Origin of the sequence: Exiguobacterium aurantiacum DSM 6208, assembly GCF_000702585.1 — a bacterium.
GTDB classification, from domain to species: domain Bacteria; phylum Bacillota; class Bacilli; order Exiguobacteriales; family Exiguobacteriaceae; genus Exiguobacterium; species Exiguobacterium aurantiacum.
The window spans coordinates 625001-640792 of the sequence record NZ_JNIQ01000001.1 but is presented as its reverse complement, the minus strand read 5'-3'; the positions used below and the strand labels follow the sequence as shown (position 1 = coordinate 640792).

Here is a 15792-nt window from a genome sequence, read left to right as displayed (position 1 = left end):
GCTTATTCCTCCCCAATCCGAAGCAGCTGTTTGATTTTCCGGAACGTCCGGACGAACTGTTCGATTTCTGCCTCGTCGATGTTTCCGTCGAGTAACGATTCGACGTACCGGTACACGGCGGCATCCGCCGCTTCGACGATATGACGACCGGCCTCCGTCAATTCAATCAACCGCTCGCGCTGGTCTTGACCGCGTCGACTGACGACAAGGTCTTTGTCGACGAGTTTTTTTAAGCGGTTCGAAACGGCGCTTTTATGCACCCCTTGCTTCTCTGCCAACTGTCCGGCTTGAATCGGCCCGAACTGTTCGAGCAACTTCAACAACTGCAGCTGTTCGCGTGAGTACTCGCGCCAGACGTCGCCTTCCATCGCATCGATGACGTGTTCGGCACCTTGAAACATGACTTCTTCAAATAATTGTACGGCTTCCCGCATCAATTCTTTCATCGTTGGTTTACCCCCTAAACTATATTCATCTAGTTTATGCCCTAAACTAATAGTAGTCAATAAAAACGACCGATGCAGTCGTTGCTCATCGGTCGAGTGTATATACGTATGTATAGAACGTGAGCAGTTGTCCTGACCATTCAATCTGTTTTTCCGCGCCCTCACGGATGAATCCGACACGTCTTAACACGTGCTGAGAGGCCACATTGTCGTTCGTCGTCTCGGCAATGAAGCGCCTGAACCGTGGTAACTTAAACGTCAGCCATTGCCGTAAAGCCTCCGTGGCATACCCGCGTCCGACATAAGCCGCCCCGATTCGATAGCCGACTTCCCCGGTCTCAGCATCAGTGTGATGAACGTTCAGGCGTCCGACGATTGTGTCATCCTTCCAAATCAAGTAATAATAGCCCTCACCGTTCGCCTGTTCGGCCAAAAGGCGCTCGAGTGACTGACGAAACGACTCCGGCTCATAGTAGGCGTTGCCTCGGCTCGGGACCGAACGCTCAAAATACGCACGGTTTTCACACTCGAACGCGTACAAGCAGGCTTCGTTCTGGCGGCATAAAGGCTTTACGCTCAGCCGATCCATGTGACGAGCGCTCCGTTCTCGTCAGCCGCTTGTTTGAAGACACGCTTCAACTCATCGAACTGTTCGAATAAATACTGTTTCTCTTCCAGCCCCCATTCGCTCTCAAACGGATACAGTTGCTGCTCGTTCATCGTCGTGACGTCATAGCGCGCTTCAAGCGCATCGAGTTCGATGTACTGAAGCCGTGCGGACAAGTCCGCCACTTCTTCCGGCGTCAAATAAGCGATTCCCGCCTCTTCGTCCAAGACGTCGCCTCCAAACACCACTTTCCCGAGCGAATGGCGGTCAATGTCGTCCAAGTCCGTCTCCCCGGTCAACAAGAAATAAAGCCCGTGCCACGCCTTATCGATATCGGTTTGCCGTCCCTCGTCCTCTACGAGCTCCCCGAAGCCATCCGGTTCGTGAAGCAGCCCTGTCAACTCTTCGGCCGATACACGCATGTATGCGCCAACCATCCCCATGTCTGATTCCCCTCTCCAATTCGTATGTCTGACTATTCGGCGCGGACATGAAAAAAACCTTCCGAAGAAGGTTTAACGCATCGCCTCCGCAACGCGGATTCCAGAGACGTACGCGCTCTCGAACCGTGTCCGGCCCGAGGCGTCGTCCGCTTCTAAAAAGACGTCACCGGCCAAATAGATCGGGTAATGCTTAAGTTTATAGAACGGCTCATGCCAGACGTCGGTCGCCTGCGCGTAGCGCCATCGCTTCAATTGTCTCGATTGAATCACCGCCGCTTCGGTCACTGTTTGTAACAGCCGTTCGATTTCGTGAAGCGTCTCCTCAGCTGGACGGTCATACCATGCCGCACTCCATGCCTCATCCATATAGACGCTGACGAGTTCCGACTTCGAGATGCCTTTTTGGCGATTGTTGATGACTTTCAATAGACCCGATGCCAAGTCCGTATCGAGAATCCCGTCCGGACCGATGGAGACCTCGCTTCCGAATTCGAACAAGCCGACGAACGTCGGGGCGTAAGTCAATCCACGTAACGCCGCGTCAATCGGAAAATCCGCGAGCACGTCAAACGTCTGCGGGAGCGGTGACGTGATGAGGAGACGGTCGTACTGCCGCATCGTTACATCTGTCCGTACAATGACTGCCTCGTCCATCATCGCAACTGCTTCGACTCGCTCGTTTAAATGGACGGTCAACCCCTCGGCCAACTGCTTAGCCAACGCGTTCATCCCACCGGCGGCGACGTAGCGTGGATACGGGTCGGCGTACCAGACGTTCACCCAACCTTTCCTCTGCCAGTCGGCGACATCTTGTTTGAGCGCTTCCCCGCGTACGGTGAAATAGACCGCCCCGTGATCGGCTTTCCCGTCCCCGATTCGTCTTGTCGCCAAACGTCCCCCGACACTCCGGCTCTTTTCAATCAGTTCCACTGTATGACCGTGGCGGGTGAGGTCGCGTGCTGCGACAATCCCGCTCAATCCCGCTCCGATAATCCCAATCTTCATGTTCATCCCCTCTTTCACGAAGATTGTATCACGTGAGCGGCAGCTACGTCGGGCTCACGTATGCTTTTCCACTGCGCGTCATACTCGCGGCGCGCGTCTTCATACATGACGGCGAAGCGGCTGACAATGAAAGGGCGGATGAGGCCGGTCGCTACGAATAAAGATAATGCAGCGAGAAAAACGGCATTGAAGTAGAAGAACAGCGTCAATCCGAGCACATATACGGGAATGAACGGCAAGATCAGCTTGAACGCCTTGCCTTTTCGCCCCCGCATCAAATCGCGCGACTTCGTGATGGCCGCTCGGACAGATAACTCCGGCTCATCGTGCAAGATGAAGTACGTGAACGCATAAGAGAAAAATTTAATGATTCCTGGGACGAGGAAGAGAAGCGTCCACAACAATTGCAACACCGTCAACAGGATCGTGGCCGCTACATGTTTGTCATACCGCTGACGAAGCGGTCGAAACACGTGCTTGAACTGACTTTCCTCTCTTCGCACCGTCCCCAGTAACACCCAGTGATAACCGATGATGATTGGATACAGCATGAAGGAAACGACCGCGCTGCCGATTAACCACATGCCACTAGCGAACAGTGTGTCTGCCCTCATCCCGTATAAAGTCGGGTCCACTATGGTTCCCGCCTCCACTATGAACGCACAGGCAAATGACCAAGCGAGTAACATTCCCGCCTTTCCTTTCAATGCGGCGTGCGCGCGTTCATTCCACGTTTGGATCATCTTGTTTCCCCATTTCGATTGTCTTTCCCATCCTATACGCTATAGGATGTAAAACGTTTCAAACTAAACAAAAAACAGGGCCTTCGCCCTGTCTCGGTAGAAAAGACCTTCACATTGAAGCTCATTCTTTCGGTTCTAACTCATTTTCCGTCACCCATTTATGGTTCGTCACTTCTTCCCCGTCCTGGAGCATGAAGTTGACCATATAGACGGTCGTCTCTTCACTCGAGTCGATTGTCGCGATCGCACCGTCCATGCCTTCCATATGGTCGGCTCGAAGCGTCACTTCGGTCCCATCGGCAAGTGGCGCGTCTTCGGTCGTGTCGAGTTCTTCATGAATCACCCATTTGTGATTCTCGACCGGTTCGCCGCCATCGGTCGGGGTGTACGTCACCGCATACGCTGTCGTGTCATAGGCGCCAACGATTTTTGCCTCGGCACCTTCCATCTCGAGCATATGGTCAGCGGTCATGACGACCGTCGAATCGACCGGGTATGTTGGGTTCGACGCTTCCTGTAGATCTTCCGGCACTTCACCGGAACCCGAGTGGTCCATCGTGCCATGCGCATCTTCTTGTTCTGCGTTATGTTCCTCGGTCACATCAATTGTTTGGTCTTCTTCTGTCGTATCACCCGCATCACCGCATGCCGCAAGTGACGTCGCAAGTAACACGGCACCAAGTGTCGTCGCCCATTTTTTTTGTTTCATCAAATCGCTCCCTTCTATCTGTCACTTCCCTTCATCAATATTTGATATGCGGGTCTGACTCGATTTGTTAGCAAATTGAAAAGACCGTCCGAAGACGATCTTTAATGGACGCGTTTCACATCTTCGAACAACCCAAGCGCTAACCCCGCCACCATACCGATCGTTGTCACAATCAGCACGTAGTTCAAGTCGACGCCTTGCCAGAATTGTCCTTGCATGATGTTCGTCACTTCAATCAGAACGGTCAAAGCAAGTGCCGTCAATAGACTGATCCCGAAGAAGAATCCGAACGTTTTTTTACCAAAAACAATCACCCCTAACACCGTACCAAACACTGTCGTCACAGTGACTAAAAACATAGCATTGGCAAATAACTCCCCGACAGACGGCACAAGCGAGGCGGTCATTTCACCGACGGCAAATCCGAGCAAAATCGCACCGACCATACCAATCGTACTTAACCCGACGTTTCGAATGAGATGTTCACGGTAGCCAAGCAGGACGAACAGAAGCCCGCTACCGACGACACCCGTGAGGAAGGTGACGAGGACGCCCGCTTCAATGAAGAGACTGAACAGAAAACTGCTGAGCAGAAATGAGACAAATCCAATCAACAAACCAATCGCCCAATGCATATGATGATTTCCATGGACGATATTCATGATCCCCATCTCCCTTATAGGCTTATACTTTTCTATTACCGTTTCCATCGAATCGAAACGAGATTTCCCCCTGTTGTTCCGCGATTATACAGAAACGTTCACAAAAAAGACCAAGGTGTCTCCACCTTGGTCTTGTCACTTATTCAACTGTTACCGATTTCGCCAAGTTACGTGGCTTGTCGACATCACAGTCACGCGCGAGCGCCGCGTAATACGAGATGAGTTGAAGCGGTAACACCGTCACGAGTGGTGTGAGGAGTGGCTCGACACGTGGCAAGACGAATGAATCGCTCTCGTGTTCCATCCCTTCCATCGAAATCGTGCAGGCAACTGCGCCACGAGCGACAACTTCCTTGATGTTTCCGCGGATGTTGAGGTGCGTGTTCGGTTGCGAGACGAGTGTGATGACCGGTGTGCCGTCTTCAATCAACGCGATCGGTCCGTGCTTGAGCTCTCCACCTGGATAGCCTTCCGCTTGGATATACGAGATCTCTTTGAGCTTGAGGGCCCCTTCGAGACCGACGTATGAATCCATGCCGCGACCGAGGAAGAACGCGTTGCGTGATTCTTTCAAGAACTTGTCAGCCAACTGCTCGAAGATTTCTTTTTGTGCCATGACCGAATCCATGATCGTCGCGATGCGCGCGAGTTCTGTCATGAGGTCAAACGGTACTTTCTTCCCGTTCGCACGAGCGATGTCGTATGCAAGAATCGCCAGCACCGCGATTTGAGCCGTGTACGCCTTCGTCGACGCGACCGCGATCTCCGGGCCGGCGTGAAGGAGCATCGTCTCGTTCGCCTCACGCGAGAGCGTCGAACCGGCAACGTTCGTGAGTGTGAGCGCTTTGTAACCGCGCTTCTTCACTTCGACGAGGACGGCGCGGCTGTCCGCTGTCTCACCTGATTGTGAGATAAAGAGGAACAACGGTTTCTCCGTGAGGAGTGGCATGTTATAACCAAACTCTGACGCGACGTGCACTTCAGTCGGTACACCTGCGACGCGCTCGATCAACTGTTTGCCGACGAGACCAGCGTGGTAACTCGTACCGCAAGCGATGATATAGATGCGGTCGGCCTCAGAGACGAGCGAGCGCACGCCTTCCGTGAGCTCGATGTCGCCCGCTTCGTTCTGATAGTGCTGGATGATGTTGCGGATGACGGCCGGTTGCTCGTCCATCTCCTTCAACATGTAGTGCGCGTACGTGCCCTTCTCGATGTCTGACGCATCGATCTCGGCCGTGTACGGCGCGCGTTCCAATACTTCACCGTCGAGCGTCTTGATCGTCGCTGACTCGCGCGTCAAGATGACGATCTCGCCGTCGTGGAGCTCGAGGTACTGGTCCGTCACCTGGAGCATCGCCATCGCGTCAGACGCGACAACGTTGAACGTTCCGTCGCCGAGTCCGACGAGGAGCGGCGACTTGTTCTTGCCGATATAGAGGCGCTCTTGGTCCTCTGAGTCAATCATCGCGATCGCGTACGAGCCGTGAAGTTCAGCGAGCGTCTTCCGGAACGCCGATTCGACGTCGCCGAGCGCGACGAAGTTCTTCTCCATCAACTGGACGATGACTTCCGTGTCCGTTTCCGAGAGAAACGGGACGTCGAGCGTCGCCTTGAGCTGCTCGTCGTTCTCGATGACGCCGTTGTGGACGAGCGTGAAGCGGCCCGTCGTGCTCTGGTGCGGGTGGGCGTTCGGGACGCTCGGCACCCCGTGTGTCGCCCAACGTGTGTGGCCGATTCCAATCGTGCCGTCTACTTCTGCTGGGACGATTTCGCGTAGCGCGGCGATGCGACCGACTTCCTTGTGAACGTTGACACCATCTTGCATCAACGCAAGGCCTGCCGAGTCATAGCCGCGGTACTCGAGTTTCTCAAGACCTTTGAGAAGGATTTCCTTCGCTCCGGCATTCCCAATCATTCCTACAATTCCACACATAAACAATTCTCCTCTATATTCGATTTCTCGAAAAAGGAAACGGGCTTTTTCAAAGAGCTGTCATCGCCTTTCACTTTGTCCGTCCGGTCGCCCGGGCGTTTTAATGAAAGACTCTTAGTCGTGACAGGCGACTAGAAGGCATCCGCCGAAATCTCGATCACCTTCGTCCTCGTCAACTCCGCAGAGTTCTGGCGCTTTCTCGTACTTTGTGCCCCTCCGTTTCTAAGGTCACGCTCTTAATAGTACAAATCACACCCCCATTCGTCAAGAAAATCACAAGATTTCGCAGTGACAAAACGGAAACAAAAAGGGAACCCAAAGTTGGATTCCCTTGTGTTATTCCCTGTTTGGATAAAATTATCCTTCTACACCGTAATCTTCGCGCACGACTTGTGCGATTTTCTCGACGTAGCGTTCACATTCTTCTTTTGTCGGTGCTTCCGCCATGACACGAACGAGCGGCTCCGTGCCCGACGCACGAACGAGGATACGACCGTTCCCGTTCATTTCTGCTTCCGCGTCTTGAATCGTCGCGAGGACACGCTCACCGTTCATCGCATCGTTTTTATCCGTGACGCGGATGTTGACGAGTTTTTGCGGGTACACTGGCATCTCCGCTGCGAGTTCAGACAGCTTGCGTCCTGTCGATTTGACGATTTGGGCAAGCTGGACGCCTGAGAGCATCCCGTCGCCTGTCGTCGAGTGATCGAGGAAGATGAGGTGACCCGACTGCTCGCCACCGAGCGTGTAGTTGTGTTTCTTCATCTCTTCGACGACGTAGCGATCGCCGACCGCCGTTTGAAGCGCCGTCATGCCTGCTTCTTCAACTGCTTTGTGGAAGCCAAGGTTGCTCATGACCGTCGCGACAATCGTATTGTCTTTCAAACGGCCCTGCTCGCTCAAATACTTCCCACAAATATACATGATCATGTCGCCATCGACGACGTCACCGTTCTCGTCGATCGCAATCAAGCGGTCGCCGTCGCCGTCAAACGCAAGACCCATATCCGCACCTTTTTCACGTACGAATTCAGCCAAATGTTCCGGATGCGTCGAACCGACGCCTTCATTGATGTTCAAACCGTTCGGCGAGTTCCCAATCGTCGAGACGTTCGCTTCAAGGTCTGCGAACAAACGAGCAGCAAGTCCGCTCGTCGCGCCGTGGGCACAGTCGAGGGCGATATGGAGACCATCGAGGTCTTCATCGACCGTCTGTTTCAACATTTGAAGGTATTTTTGAGCGCCTTCATAGTAGTCAGAAACGAAGCCGAGGTCTTTCCCGACTGGACGCGGTAACGTGTCTTCCGCTGCGTCTAAAATGTCTTCAATCTCCGCTTCGGTTGCGTCATCGAGTTTGAAGCCGTCGCTGCCGAAGAACTTAATGCCGTTATCGGCGACCGGGTTGTGTGACGCAGAGATCATGACACCCGCAGTCGCGTCGAGCGACTTCGTTAAATAAGCGACACCAGGTGTCGAGATGACACCGAGACGCATCACTTCCGCCCCGATCGACAAAAGACCTGCGATGAGCGCCCCTTCAAGCATGTGGCCAGAAATACGTGTGTCTCGGCCAATCAATACTTTCGGCTGTTCACCGGCCGGTAGGTGCTTTGATAACACGTATCCACCGGCTCGTCCTAAACGATATGCTAGTTCTGCTGTCAATTCTGAGTTCGCGACACCGCGGACTCCATCTGTTCCAAAATATTTACCCATGTATGCATTTCCTCACTTTTGTATGATTGAACGTCTTATTGTAGCGAAGACGTCTCTGTTTCGTCATCGACGCTCTTCAGTTCGACATCGATTGTTTTTGGCGAGACGACGGTCACACCTTTCGGCACTTCGTAGTCGACGTCAACTCCATGCAACCCGCTCGGAAGACCGGTCAAGTCGAGGGTGACGCTTATACTGTTTGACGTGATGCTTTCTAGGAGCGAACGCTTGCCGGATAACGTCACACTGACGACATCCGGGACCCGGAGCGTATAGTTTGTCCGGTCATAGCCCCTCACCGTCACGGGAACCGTTAAACGCACCCGCTCGGTCAGTTCACCCGTATCATCTCGCGTGTCATCGATGCCGCGAATAAGTAATTGAACGTCAACTTCTTTTTGATCGAGCGCCGTTGCCCCTTCCGGTAGTCGAAGCGTCGTCGTCACTTTACCACTCTTGTCCAGTTCATCCAAATCAATCGGCGCCGTTTCGACGCTTTCGATTCCTTCCAACACTTCAAGAGGCGCAAATACTCGTACTTCCGTATCAGCGAGCAACGTATCAACGAGTCTGAATTCATCAGCGACTTCTCCGGTCGTGACTGCCTCGATCGGGATAATCGCACTTTGTTCGTATACAGGGACGGTCACACGAATGATGTTCGGCTCCACCGTCACGTTTAGCGGGTTGCCGTTCGCATCTAAAATCGTCGGTGACAATTCCCGGGTAAACGTTTGGCCCTGATTGGCGACATCGACGTTCAACGTGATCTCTTTCACGTTTTGGATTCGACTCGCTCCTCCTGACACGTTTACCGTCGTCGGTTCGATTTCGGCATCCCCGACGACAAGCCCTTCCGGTAACTGATCCTTGTTCAACAAGTTAACAGACACCGGCACTTCAACCGTCTGTTTGCGGTCGATATAAATTTCAACGGTGTCGCGTTCAAGCTTGACGTTCACATCCCCGCCAAAGCCACGTGCTTCTACTGGGACACGATGAAACCCGGTGCCAAGGTTCGTCAAATCGACGAACACTTGATAATCTTTCACCAATCGCGTCATTGTCAAACTACTAGATGGACCTTGGAGCTCGACACTCATTTCTTCCGGTACGTTGTACGCCACGTACTGGACCTCATCGAAGAACACCTCCACCGGCACATCGAGCGACATCGAACTCTGTCCGACAATCGGTAAGGCGCTCGACGAACCCGTCGACGAACTCGTCTCGGCGACCATAAAATAGAGGAGGATGGCTAAAGCAAGTGCAATGATGCGGAGAAACCATTTATGTTGTAACCACTGATCAATCACTTACTTGTCCCCTCCTTTCTTATTGAAGAACGAGAGCGTCGTCTCTTTTTCTTCGATGACGAGTTCTTGAATTAACTTGTTACGGAGCGCCTCCTCGTCTAATTCACGATAAAGACGTCCGGCGATGGCAAGTGAAACCGCTCCTGTCTCTTCCGACACAGTCAGCGTCACACTGTCCGTCACTTCACTCACACCGATGGCAGCCCGGTGACGTGTCCCGAGTGCCTTGTCGATGTGTGGACTTTCCGATAGCGGCAAATAACAAGCCGCCGCTGCGATTTTTCCGTCTTGAATGATCATCGCCCCGTCGTGAAGTGGGGTGTTCGGGATGAACAAGTTGATGATCAGTTGTGACGTGATATGCGAGTCCATGCGGATACCGGTCTCGACATACTCATTCAACCCGGTGTCGCGCTCGATGGCAATCAACGCCCCGATCCGTCGTTTCGACATGTATTGCGCCGAACTGACGATCGCTTCAATCATTTGACGTTGCTTATCCTCATCGCTCGTGCTCGTCCGACCAAACAGATTGCTCGTTCGACCTAAATGTTCAAGCCCGCGGCGGAGTTCCGGTTGGAAGATGATAATAATCCCAAGTAACCCGTATGTGATCACTTGATTCAGTAAGAACTGTAACGTCTTCAGTCCAAAGAACCCGCTGAGGAACCAACTGACGAGGATGATCGAGATCCCTTTGATCAGTTGTACCGCTTTTGTCCCACGGACGATCATCATCAATTTATAGATGACGTACGTGACGACGACGATATCTAAAACGTCATTCAAATAATCGTACCAATGTACGTTCTCTGAAAGACTAAAAAATGATAAGAATGAAACCTGTTCAAGTAGCGGCAAATGCTCCCCTCCTCAACTACCTAGCCAATTATGCAACCTTCATTATATCACATTTCCAAAACGACGCATCGCCTCGTGATAAAACGAAACTAGATTGAAATGAATAAAAGACGCCACAACGGGCGCCTTTAGAACAACTGTTTGATGGAATACCAAATCCACTCGAAGATCCGATCTATTTGTTCGAGTTCACCCGTCACTTCTCCGGCACTCGCCAAATAAGCACGACCATGGACGGCCGTCGCATTGCCCTCGACTTTTCCTTCTACTCGAAGGTTGCCGCCTTGGACGGTGATGTCTCGTTCGATCGTGACACCTTCCGGTACGATGACCTCGTTCGCCGTCACGACGATGCCAGGCACTTTAGTATACGTCATCGTTTCCGTTGACCCGTTCCAAAGTCCGAGCGTCGCGCTCGACATCAAACTGAAGAAAAGTACAGCCGCGATTAGTCCAGGATGTTTCCGGAACCACGTCATCTGTCTTGAATGCCCACGCCTTACTTTCTTTGTCGGTGGCTGCTCTTCTGGAGCAGGCGCGACGTGCAGCGGGCGCGCTTTCGCATCAGGCAAAGCAGCCATCACCCGAGCGGCGAAATCTTCGGACAACTTCGGTCGCGGCAGTGCTTTCAGTTCGGCATCTATTCGTTCGTACTGGAGGTAAGCCTCGTATAAGGTATCGTCCTCGAGTAATTGACGTAATTCGTCAGATTCTTCGGGCAGGATGCCATCTTCCAAATATTGTTGCAGTTTTTCTTCAGGAGTCAATTGAACCCCTCCCTGTTTTGAAAGATTGTTTTTAACATTTCTCTTCCCCGGAAGATCCTTGTTTTAACCGTTGCAACCGGCATATCGATCATCACGCTAATTTCTTTGAGCGATAAATCATCCACGTACTTTAACAGTAACGGGATTCGATACTTATCAGGCAATTGTTTGATCGCCTCATGCATCTCGCCTCGAATTTCGCGGTGTACGACTAGGGCGTCGGGTTGAGGTGCGTCGTCAGCTAAGTGGTCTTGATATGTGAGACCCTCGGTACCAGCGATTTCAGCATCCATCGAATACTCCGGTTTACGTTTGCGGAGGCGATCGATGGCGACGTTCGTCGCAATCCGGTACAACCACGTTTTGAACTTATATTGCGGATCGTACGTCTCAATCCGTGTGTAGGCTCGAATGAACGTCTCTTGGGCAGCGTCCTCGGCTTCGCCACGGTCAAAAAGAATCTTATAGGCGACAGCAAAGACACCATCCTTGTACAGTTCTACCAGTTCAGCAAACGAATCGTGATTCCCCGACCTCAATTCGTCGACCAAACGGGTGGTCAGCCGTTCCATCGATCCACTCTCCCTCTCCGCGACTATGCGGTTATCCCTCTATACGTGCCACTCGTCCATTAAGTTTCAACTTCACTAAAAAAAGTTTCCAAACCCATTGTAACAAATGGATTTGGAAACCGTAAGGGAAGTTAAGCAATTCAACTTTCCAGTAACAGGTTTTCTTTGGATTTCACAATCGTCTCGCAAAGTGCGAACGCCAGCTGTGCCGTCTTGTCTTCTACGTCAAGGGACGGGTTCAATTCAACGAGCTCGATCGCAATCAATTCGTTTGCCGTCATCGCCTCGGCGACGATCGCCTTGCCTTCTTCGGTGGTCAATCCCCCATCGACCGGTGTCCCGGTCCCCGCGACGAGGCTCGCATCAAAGCTATCCATGTCAAAGCTGACATAAAAACGACCGACACGTTCACGTAAATAGGCGATGGCCTCTTTCATGGTCACGTCCGCACCGCGCGTGCGAACTTCTTCGACCGTGATGACTTTAATGCCGAGTCGGTTGATTTCACGGATTTCCCCTTCATCAATATCGCGAAGTCCGATATAGACCAAGTGCTCCGGCGCAAGTTTACGGTCTCTTCCCCCGACCTCCGTCAACCGAACATCGCCCATCCCCATGGCGGCCGCAAGCGGCATCCCGTGTATATTGCCCGAAGGTGATGTCTCGCCTGTATTCAAATCCGCATGGGCATCTACCCAAATAACGCCATATGGTCCAGTTTGTGCGAGACCCGCAAGCGTACCGATCGCCATACTATGGTCGCCCCCGACAATCAACGGGAAACGATTTGCTTGAATTTCTTCATGGACTACTTCCGCGAGTTCATTGACCGTGTATAACACCCCATCAACCCGTTTCAAGTGCTCTTCATTCTCACGAATCTCTGATTCTGGCAACACACGAACCGATCGTTTTTGGGTTCCTTCAGGCAGTAACGCCTCTAATCCGAGCTCCCGTAGCTTTGTCGGACCTTGATCGACTCCGTGTTTCCCCTGTCCATAACGGAGCGGTACTTCAATATATGACCATTGCATAGCCATTCCCCCTTGACCGATTAATACCTTTATTGTAAACGCTATCAATCGCATGGTTCAACTGCACAGGAACGTGTATAAACATACAAAAAAGGCAGCCTGAATGGTGGCAGGCTGCCTCTCTCTGTACTCTTAAGTGAATGGTTCATGGTTTTAGGCAAAAAAAAACTTAAGTCGTAAGTAACTTAAGAAAAAAACAAATGGTGGAGCCTAGCGGGATCGAACCGCTGACCTCCTGCGTGCAAGGCAGGCGCTCTCCCAGCTGAGCTAAGGCCCCGTAAAGGGAATAATATGGAGCGGAAGACGGGATTCGAACCCGCGACCCCGACCTTGGCAAGGTCGTATTCTACCACTGAACTACTTCCGCAAAAAAATGAGCCATGCAGGGCTCGAACCTGCGACCCTCTGATTAAAAGTCAGATGCTCTACCAACTGAGCTAATGGCTCAAACCTGGTGGGGGGGGGCGGATTCGAACCGCCGAACCCGAGGGAGCGGATTTACAGTCCGCCGCGTTTAGCCACTTCGCTACCCCCCCAAGGAGTGCCGGCGAAAGGATTCGAACCCTCGACCCTCTGATTACAAGTCAGATGCTCTACCAACTGAGCTACACCGGCATATATGGTTTGATTAGTTAATGAAAAAATGGTGGAGGATGACGGGATCGAACCGCCGACCCCCTGCTTGTAAGGCAGGTGCTCTCCCAGCTGAGCTAATCCTCCAAATGGTGACCCGTACGGGATTCGAACCCGTGTTACCGCCGTGAAAGGGCGGTGTCTTAACCGCTTGACCAACGGGCCTAATTGGCTCCGCAAGTAGGATTTGAACCTACGACCTACCGGTTAACAGCCGGTTGCTCTACCACTGAGCTATTGCGGAACGATCTTGCCTGGCAACGTCCTATCCTCACAGGGGGAGACCCCCAACTACTTTCGGCGCTGAAGCGCTTAACTTCCGTGTTCGGCATGGGAACGGGTGTGGCCGCTTCGCTATCGCCACCAGACAAAGAAAATATTAACATCGTCCTTCGGACGTGTCAATCATCTTCAGGGTTTGTTCCCTGAAAACTGAAGTTCATCAATTGTCAAACCATAGACTAGATCAAAGCCTCGACCGATTAGTATCATTCAGCTCCACGTGTCACCACGCTTCCACCCATGACCTATCTACCTCATCGTCTCTGAGGGGTCTTTCTTGATTGCTCAAAGGGAAATCTCATCTCGGAGGGGGCTTCATGCTTAGATGCTTTCAGCACTTATCCCGTCCGCACGTAGCTACCCAGCGATGCTCCTGGCGGAACAACTGGTACACCAGCGGTGCGTCCATCCCGGTCCTCTCGTACTAAGGACAGCTCTCCTCAAATTTCCTGCGCCCACGACGGATAGGGACCGAACTGTCTCACGACGTTCTGAACCCAGCTCGCGTACCGCTTTAATGGGCGAACAGCCCAACCCTTGGGACCTACTCCAGCCCCAGGATGCGATGAGCCGACATCGAGGTGCCAAACCTCCCCGTCGATGTGGACTCTTGGGGGAGATCAGCCTGTTATCCCCAGGGTAGCTTTTATCCGTTGAGCGATGGCCCTTCCATGCGGAACCACCGGATCACTAAGCCCGACTTTCGTCCCTGCTCGACTTGTAGGTCTCGCAGTCAAGCTCCCTTCTGCCTTTGCACTCTTCGAATGATTTCCAACCATTCTGAGGGAACCTTTGGGCGCCTCCGTTACTGTTTAGGAGGCGACCGCCCCAGTCAAACTACCCACCTGACACGGTCCTCCAGCCGGATCACGGCTGCGAGTTAGAGACTCTATACGCAAAGGGTGGTATCCCAAGGGTGTCTCCACCGAAGCTGGCGCTCCGGTTTCACAAACTCCCACCTATCCTGTACATTGCGTACAAAGCCTCAATATCAGGCTGTAGTAAAGCTCCATGGGGTCTTTCCGTCCTGTCGCGGGTAACCTGCATCTTCACAGGTACTATGATTTCACCGGGTCTCTCGTTGAGACAGTGCCCAAATCGTTACGCCTTTCGTGCGGGTCGGAACTTACCCGACAAGGAATTTCGCTACCTTAGGACCGTTATAGTTACGGCCGCCGTTTACTGGGGCTTCGGTTCAGTGCTTCTCTTGCGATGACACATCCCCTTAACCTTCCAGCACCGGGCAGGCGTCAGCCCCTATACTTCATCTTGCGATTTAGCAGAGACCTGTGTTTTTGCTAAACAGTCGTTTGGGCCTATTCACTGCGGCTTATGTTGCCATAAGCGTCCCTTCTCCCGAAGTTACGGGACCATTTTGCCGAGTTCCTTAACGAGAGTTATCCCGCGCGTCTTAGAATTCTCATCTCGCCTACCTGTGTCGGTTTACGGTACTGGCGCCGACCTCCTTACTAGAGGCTTTTCTTGGCAGCGTGAAATCCGGTACTTCGCCCTACGGGCTCCACGTCACAGCTCAACCTTGTGTGCCGGGCGGATTTGCCAACCCGACGGCCTCGCTGCTTGTCCGTGCACTTCCAGTCGCACGGTTACCTTATCCTTCTGCGTCCCCCCATCGTTCAAACGGTGGTACGGCGGTACAGGAATATCAACCTGTTGTCCATCGCCTACGCCTTTCGGCCTCGGCTTAGGTCCAGACTAACCCTGAGCGGACGAGCCTTCCTCAGGAAACCTTGGGCTTTCGACGGAGGGGATTCTCACCCCTCTTTTCGCTACTCACACCGGCATTCTCACTTCCAAGCGCTCCACGGCTCCTCACGATACCGCTTCACTGCTGCTTGGAACGCTCTCCTACCATCCCTTACGGGATCCATAGCTTCGGTGGTATGTTTAGCCCCGTTACATTTTCGGCGCGGCGTCACTCGACTAGTGAGCTATTACGCACTCTTTGAATGGTGGCTGCTTCTAAGCCAACATCCTAGTTGTCTGTGCAACGCCACATCCTTTTCCACTTAACATACACTTGGGGACCTTAGCTGATGGTC

General features: G+C 52.6%; 14 protein-coding genes, 8 tRNA genes and 2 rRNA genes (1 of these 24 running past the window's edge). All 24 read right to left on the bottom strand.

The features are described 5' to 3' along the window. Positions 1 to 2: 2 nt before the first annotated feature. Positions 3 to 446: a MarR family winged helix-turn-helix transcriptional regulator gene (locus P398_RS0103565; RefSeq protein ID WP_024372441.1), complete on the bottom strand. Its 444-nt coding sequence runs from the start codon at positions 444 to 446 to the stop codon at positions 3 to 5. 85 nt (positions 447 to 531) lie between these two features. Then, positions 532 to 1035, bottom strand: coding sequence for a GNAT family N-acetyltransferase (locus P398_RS0103560; protein WP_029334061.1), 504 nt, complete (start codon positions 1033 to 1035; stop codon positions 532 to 534). Next, on the bottom strand, positions 1023 to 1496 hold the full coding sequence (locus tag P398_RS0103555) for a YfbM family protein (RefSeq protein WP_029334060.1): 474 nt from the start codon (positions 1494 to 1496) through the stop codon (positions 1023 to 1025). Before P398_RS0103555 ends, P398_RS0103560 begins: the two co-directional genes overlap by 13 nt. Before the next feature lie 72 nt (positions 1497 to 1568). After that, positions 1569 to 2501 carry an NAD(P)/FAD-dependent oxidoreductase gene (locus P398_RS0103550; protein ID WP_235263302.1) on the bottom strand — a complete coding sequence of 311 codons (933 nt, stop codon included), beginning with the start codon at positions 2499 to 2501 and terminating at the stop codon, positions 1569 to 1571. A gap of 14 nt (positions 2502 to 2515) precedes the next feature. After that, on the bottom strand, positions 2516 to 3244 hold the full coding sequence (locus P398_RS0103545) for a DUF975 family protein (RefSeq protein WP_051638857.1): 729 nt from the start codon (positions 3242 to 3244) through the stop codon (positions 2516 to 2518). Positions 3245 to 3365: 121 nt separating this feature from the next. Beyond that, a complete protein-coding gene (locus P398_RS0103540) occupies positions 3366 to 3953 on the bottom strand; it encodes a YdhK family protein (RefSeq protein ID WP_029334057.1) in 588 nt (195 codons plus the stop codon). 101 nt (positions 3954 to 4054) lie between these two features. After that, positions 4055 to 4588 (bottom strand): hypothetical protein, encoded by a 534-nt coding sequence (locus P398_RS0103535; RefSeq protein ID WP_147287384.1) that lies wholly within the window; start codon positions 4586 to 4588, stop codon positions 4055 to 4057. A gap of 166 nt (positions 4589 to 4754) precedes the next feature. Further along, entirely contained in the window at positions 4755 to 6551 is a 1797-nt protein-coding gene (glmS, locus tag P398_RS0103530; RefSeq protein ID WP_029334055.1) for a glutamine--fructose-6-phosphate transaminase (isomerizing), read from the bottom strand. A gap of 357 nt (positions 6552 to 6908) precedes the next feature. Next, on the bottom strand, positions 6909 to 8267 hold the full coding sequence (glmM, locus tag P398_RS0103525) for a phosphoglucosamine mutase (RefSeq protein WP_024372446.1): 1359 nt from the start codon (positions 8265 to 8267) through the stop codon (positions 6909 to 6911). A gap of 35 nt (positions 8268 to 8302) precedes the next feature. Beyond that, the gene (locus P398_RS0103520) at positions 8303 to 9583 is read right to left on the bottom strand and encodes a CdaR family protein (protein WP_029334054.1); all 1281 of its coding nucleotides are present in this window, start codon (positions 9581 to 9583) and stop codon (positions 8303 to 8305) included. Then, positions 9584 to 10444: a diadenylate cyclase CdaA gene (gene cdaA, locus P398_RS0103515; protein WP_024372448.1), complete on the bottom strand. Its 861-nt coding sequence runs from the start codon at positions 10442 to 10444 to the stop codon at positions 9584 to 9586. A gap of 128 nt (positions 10445 to 10572) precedes the next feature. Further along, entirely contained in the window at positions 10573 to 11211 is a 639-nt protein-coding gene (locus P398_RS0103510) for a hypothetical protein (protein WP_029334053.1), read from the bottom strand. Beyond that, on the bottom strand, positions 11208 to 11783 hold the full coding sequence (gene sigW, locus P398_RS0103505) for an RNA polymerase sigma factor SigW (RefSeq protein ID WP_024372450.1): 576 nt from the start codon (positions 11781 to 11783) through the stop codon (positions 11208 to 11210). The genes P398_RS0103510 and sigW overlap by 4 nt, the downstream gene beginning before the upstream one ends. A 140-nt stretch (positions 11784 to 11923) precedes the next feature. Next, positions 11924 to 12817 carry an arginase gene (rocF, locus tag P398_RS0103500; protein ID WP_029334052.1) on the bottom strand — a complete coding sequence of 298 codons (894 nt, stop codon included), beginning with the start codon at positions 12815 to 12817 and terminating at the stop codon, positions 11924 to 11926. A 201-nt stretch (positions 12818 to 13018) separates the two neighbouring features. After that, positions 13019 to 13094: transfer RNA gene (locus P398_RS0103495), tRNA-Ala, on the bottom strand. 15 nt (positions 13095 to 13109) lie between these two features. Beyond that, positions 13110 to 13184: transfer RNA gene (locus tag P398_RS0103490), tRNA-Gly, on the bottom strand. 7 nt (positions 13185 to 13191) lie between these two features. Beyond that, a tRNA-Lys gene (locus P398_RS0103485) sits at positions 13192 to 13264 on the bottom strand. A 5-nt stretch (positions 13265 to 13269) separates the two neighbouring features. After that, a tRNA-Tyr gene (locus P398_RS0103480) sits at positions 13270 to 13353 on the bottom strand. Between the two features lie 6 nt (positions 13354 to 13359). After that, positions 13360 to 13432, bottom strand: a tRNA-Thr gene (locus P398_RS0103475). A gap of 29 nt (positions 13433 to 13461) precedes the next feature. Then, positions 13462 to 13537: transfer RNA gene (locus P398_RS0103470), tRNA-Val, on the bottom strand. 3 nt (positions 13538 to 13540) lie between these two features. Next, positions 13541 to 13615, bottom strand: a tRNA-Glu gene (locus P398_RS0103465). 4 nt (positions 13616 to 13619) lie between these two features. Next, positions 13620 to 13694 (bottom strand) — tRNA-Asn (locus P398_RS0103460). A gap of 8 nt (positions 13695 to 13702) precedes the next feature. Then, positions 13703 to 13818, bottom strand: a 5S ribosomal RNA gene (gene rrf / locus P398_RS0103455). A gap of 94 nt (positions 13819 to 13912) precedes the next feature. After that, positions 13913 to 15792 (bottom strand): 23S ribosomal RNA (locus P398_RS0103450); it runs 1034 nt beyond the window's last position.

Excerpts from the sequence above, each read along its gene's own strand:
- P398_RS0103540 (WP_029334057.1), bottom strand. The coding sequence starts at position 3,953 with ATGAAACAAAAAAAATGGGCGACGACACTTGGTGCCGTGTTACTTGCG.
- P398_RS0103565 (WP_024372441.1), bottom strand. The coding sequence starts at position 446 with ATGAAAGAATTGATGCGGGAAGCCGTACAATTATTTGAAGAAGTCATG.
- glmM (WP_024372446.1), bottom strand. The coding sequence starts at position 8,267 with ATGGGTAAATATTTTGGAACAGATGGAGTCCGCGGTGTCGCGAACTCA.
- P398_RS0103560 (WP_029334061.1), bottom strand. The coding sequence starts at position 1,035 with ATGGATCGGCTGAGCGTAAAGCCTTTATGCCGCCAGAACGAAGCCTGC.
- P398_RS0103555 (WP_029334060.1), bottom strand. The coding sequence starts at position 1,496 with ATGGGGATGGTTGGCGCATACATGCGTGTATCGGCCGAAGAGTTGACA.
- sigW (WP_024372450.1), bottom strand. The coding sequence starts at position 11,783 with ATGGAACGGCTGACCACCCGTTTGGTCGACGAATTGAGGTCGGGGAAT.
- glmS (WP_029334055.1), bottom strand. The coding sequence starts at position 6,551 with ATGTGTGGAATTGTAGGAATGATTGGGAATGCCGGAGCGAAGGAAATC.
- P398_RS0103545 (WP_051638857.1), bottom strand. The coding sequence starts at position 3,244 with ATGATCCAAACGTGGAATGAACGCGCGCACGCCGCATTGAAAGGAAAG.
- P398_RS0103535 (WP_147287384.1), bottom strand. The coding sequence starts at position 4,588 with ATGCATTGGGCGATTGGTTTGTTGATTGGATTTGTCTCATTTCTGCTC.
- P398_RS0103550 (WP_235263302.1), bottom strand. The coding sequence starts at position 2,501 with ATGAAGATTGGGATTATCGGAGCGGGATTGAGCGGGATTGTCGCAGCA.
- rocF (WP_029334052.1), bottom strand. The coding sequence starts at position 12,817 with ATGCAATGGTCATATATTGAAGTACCGCTCCGTTATGGACAGGGGAAA.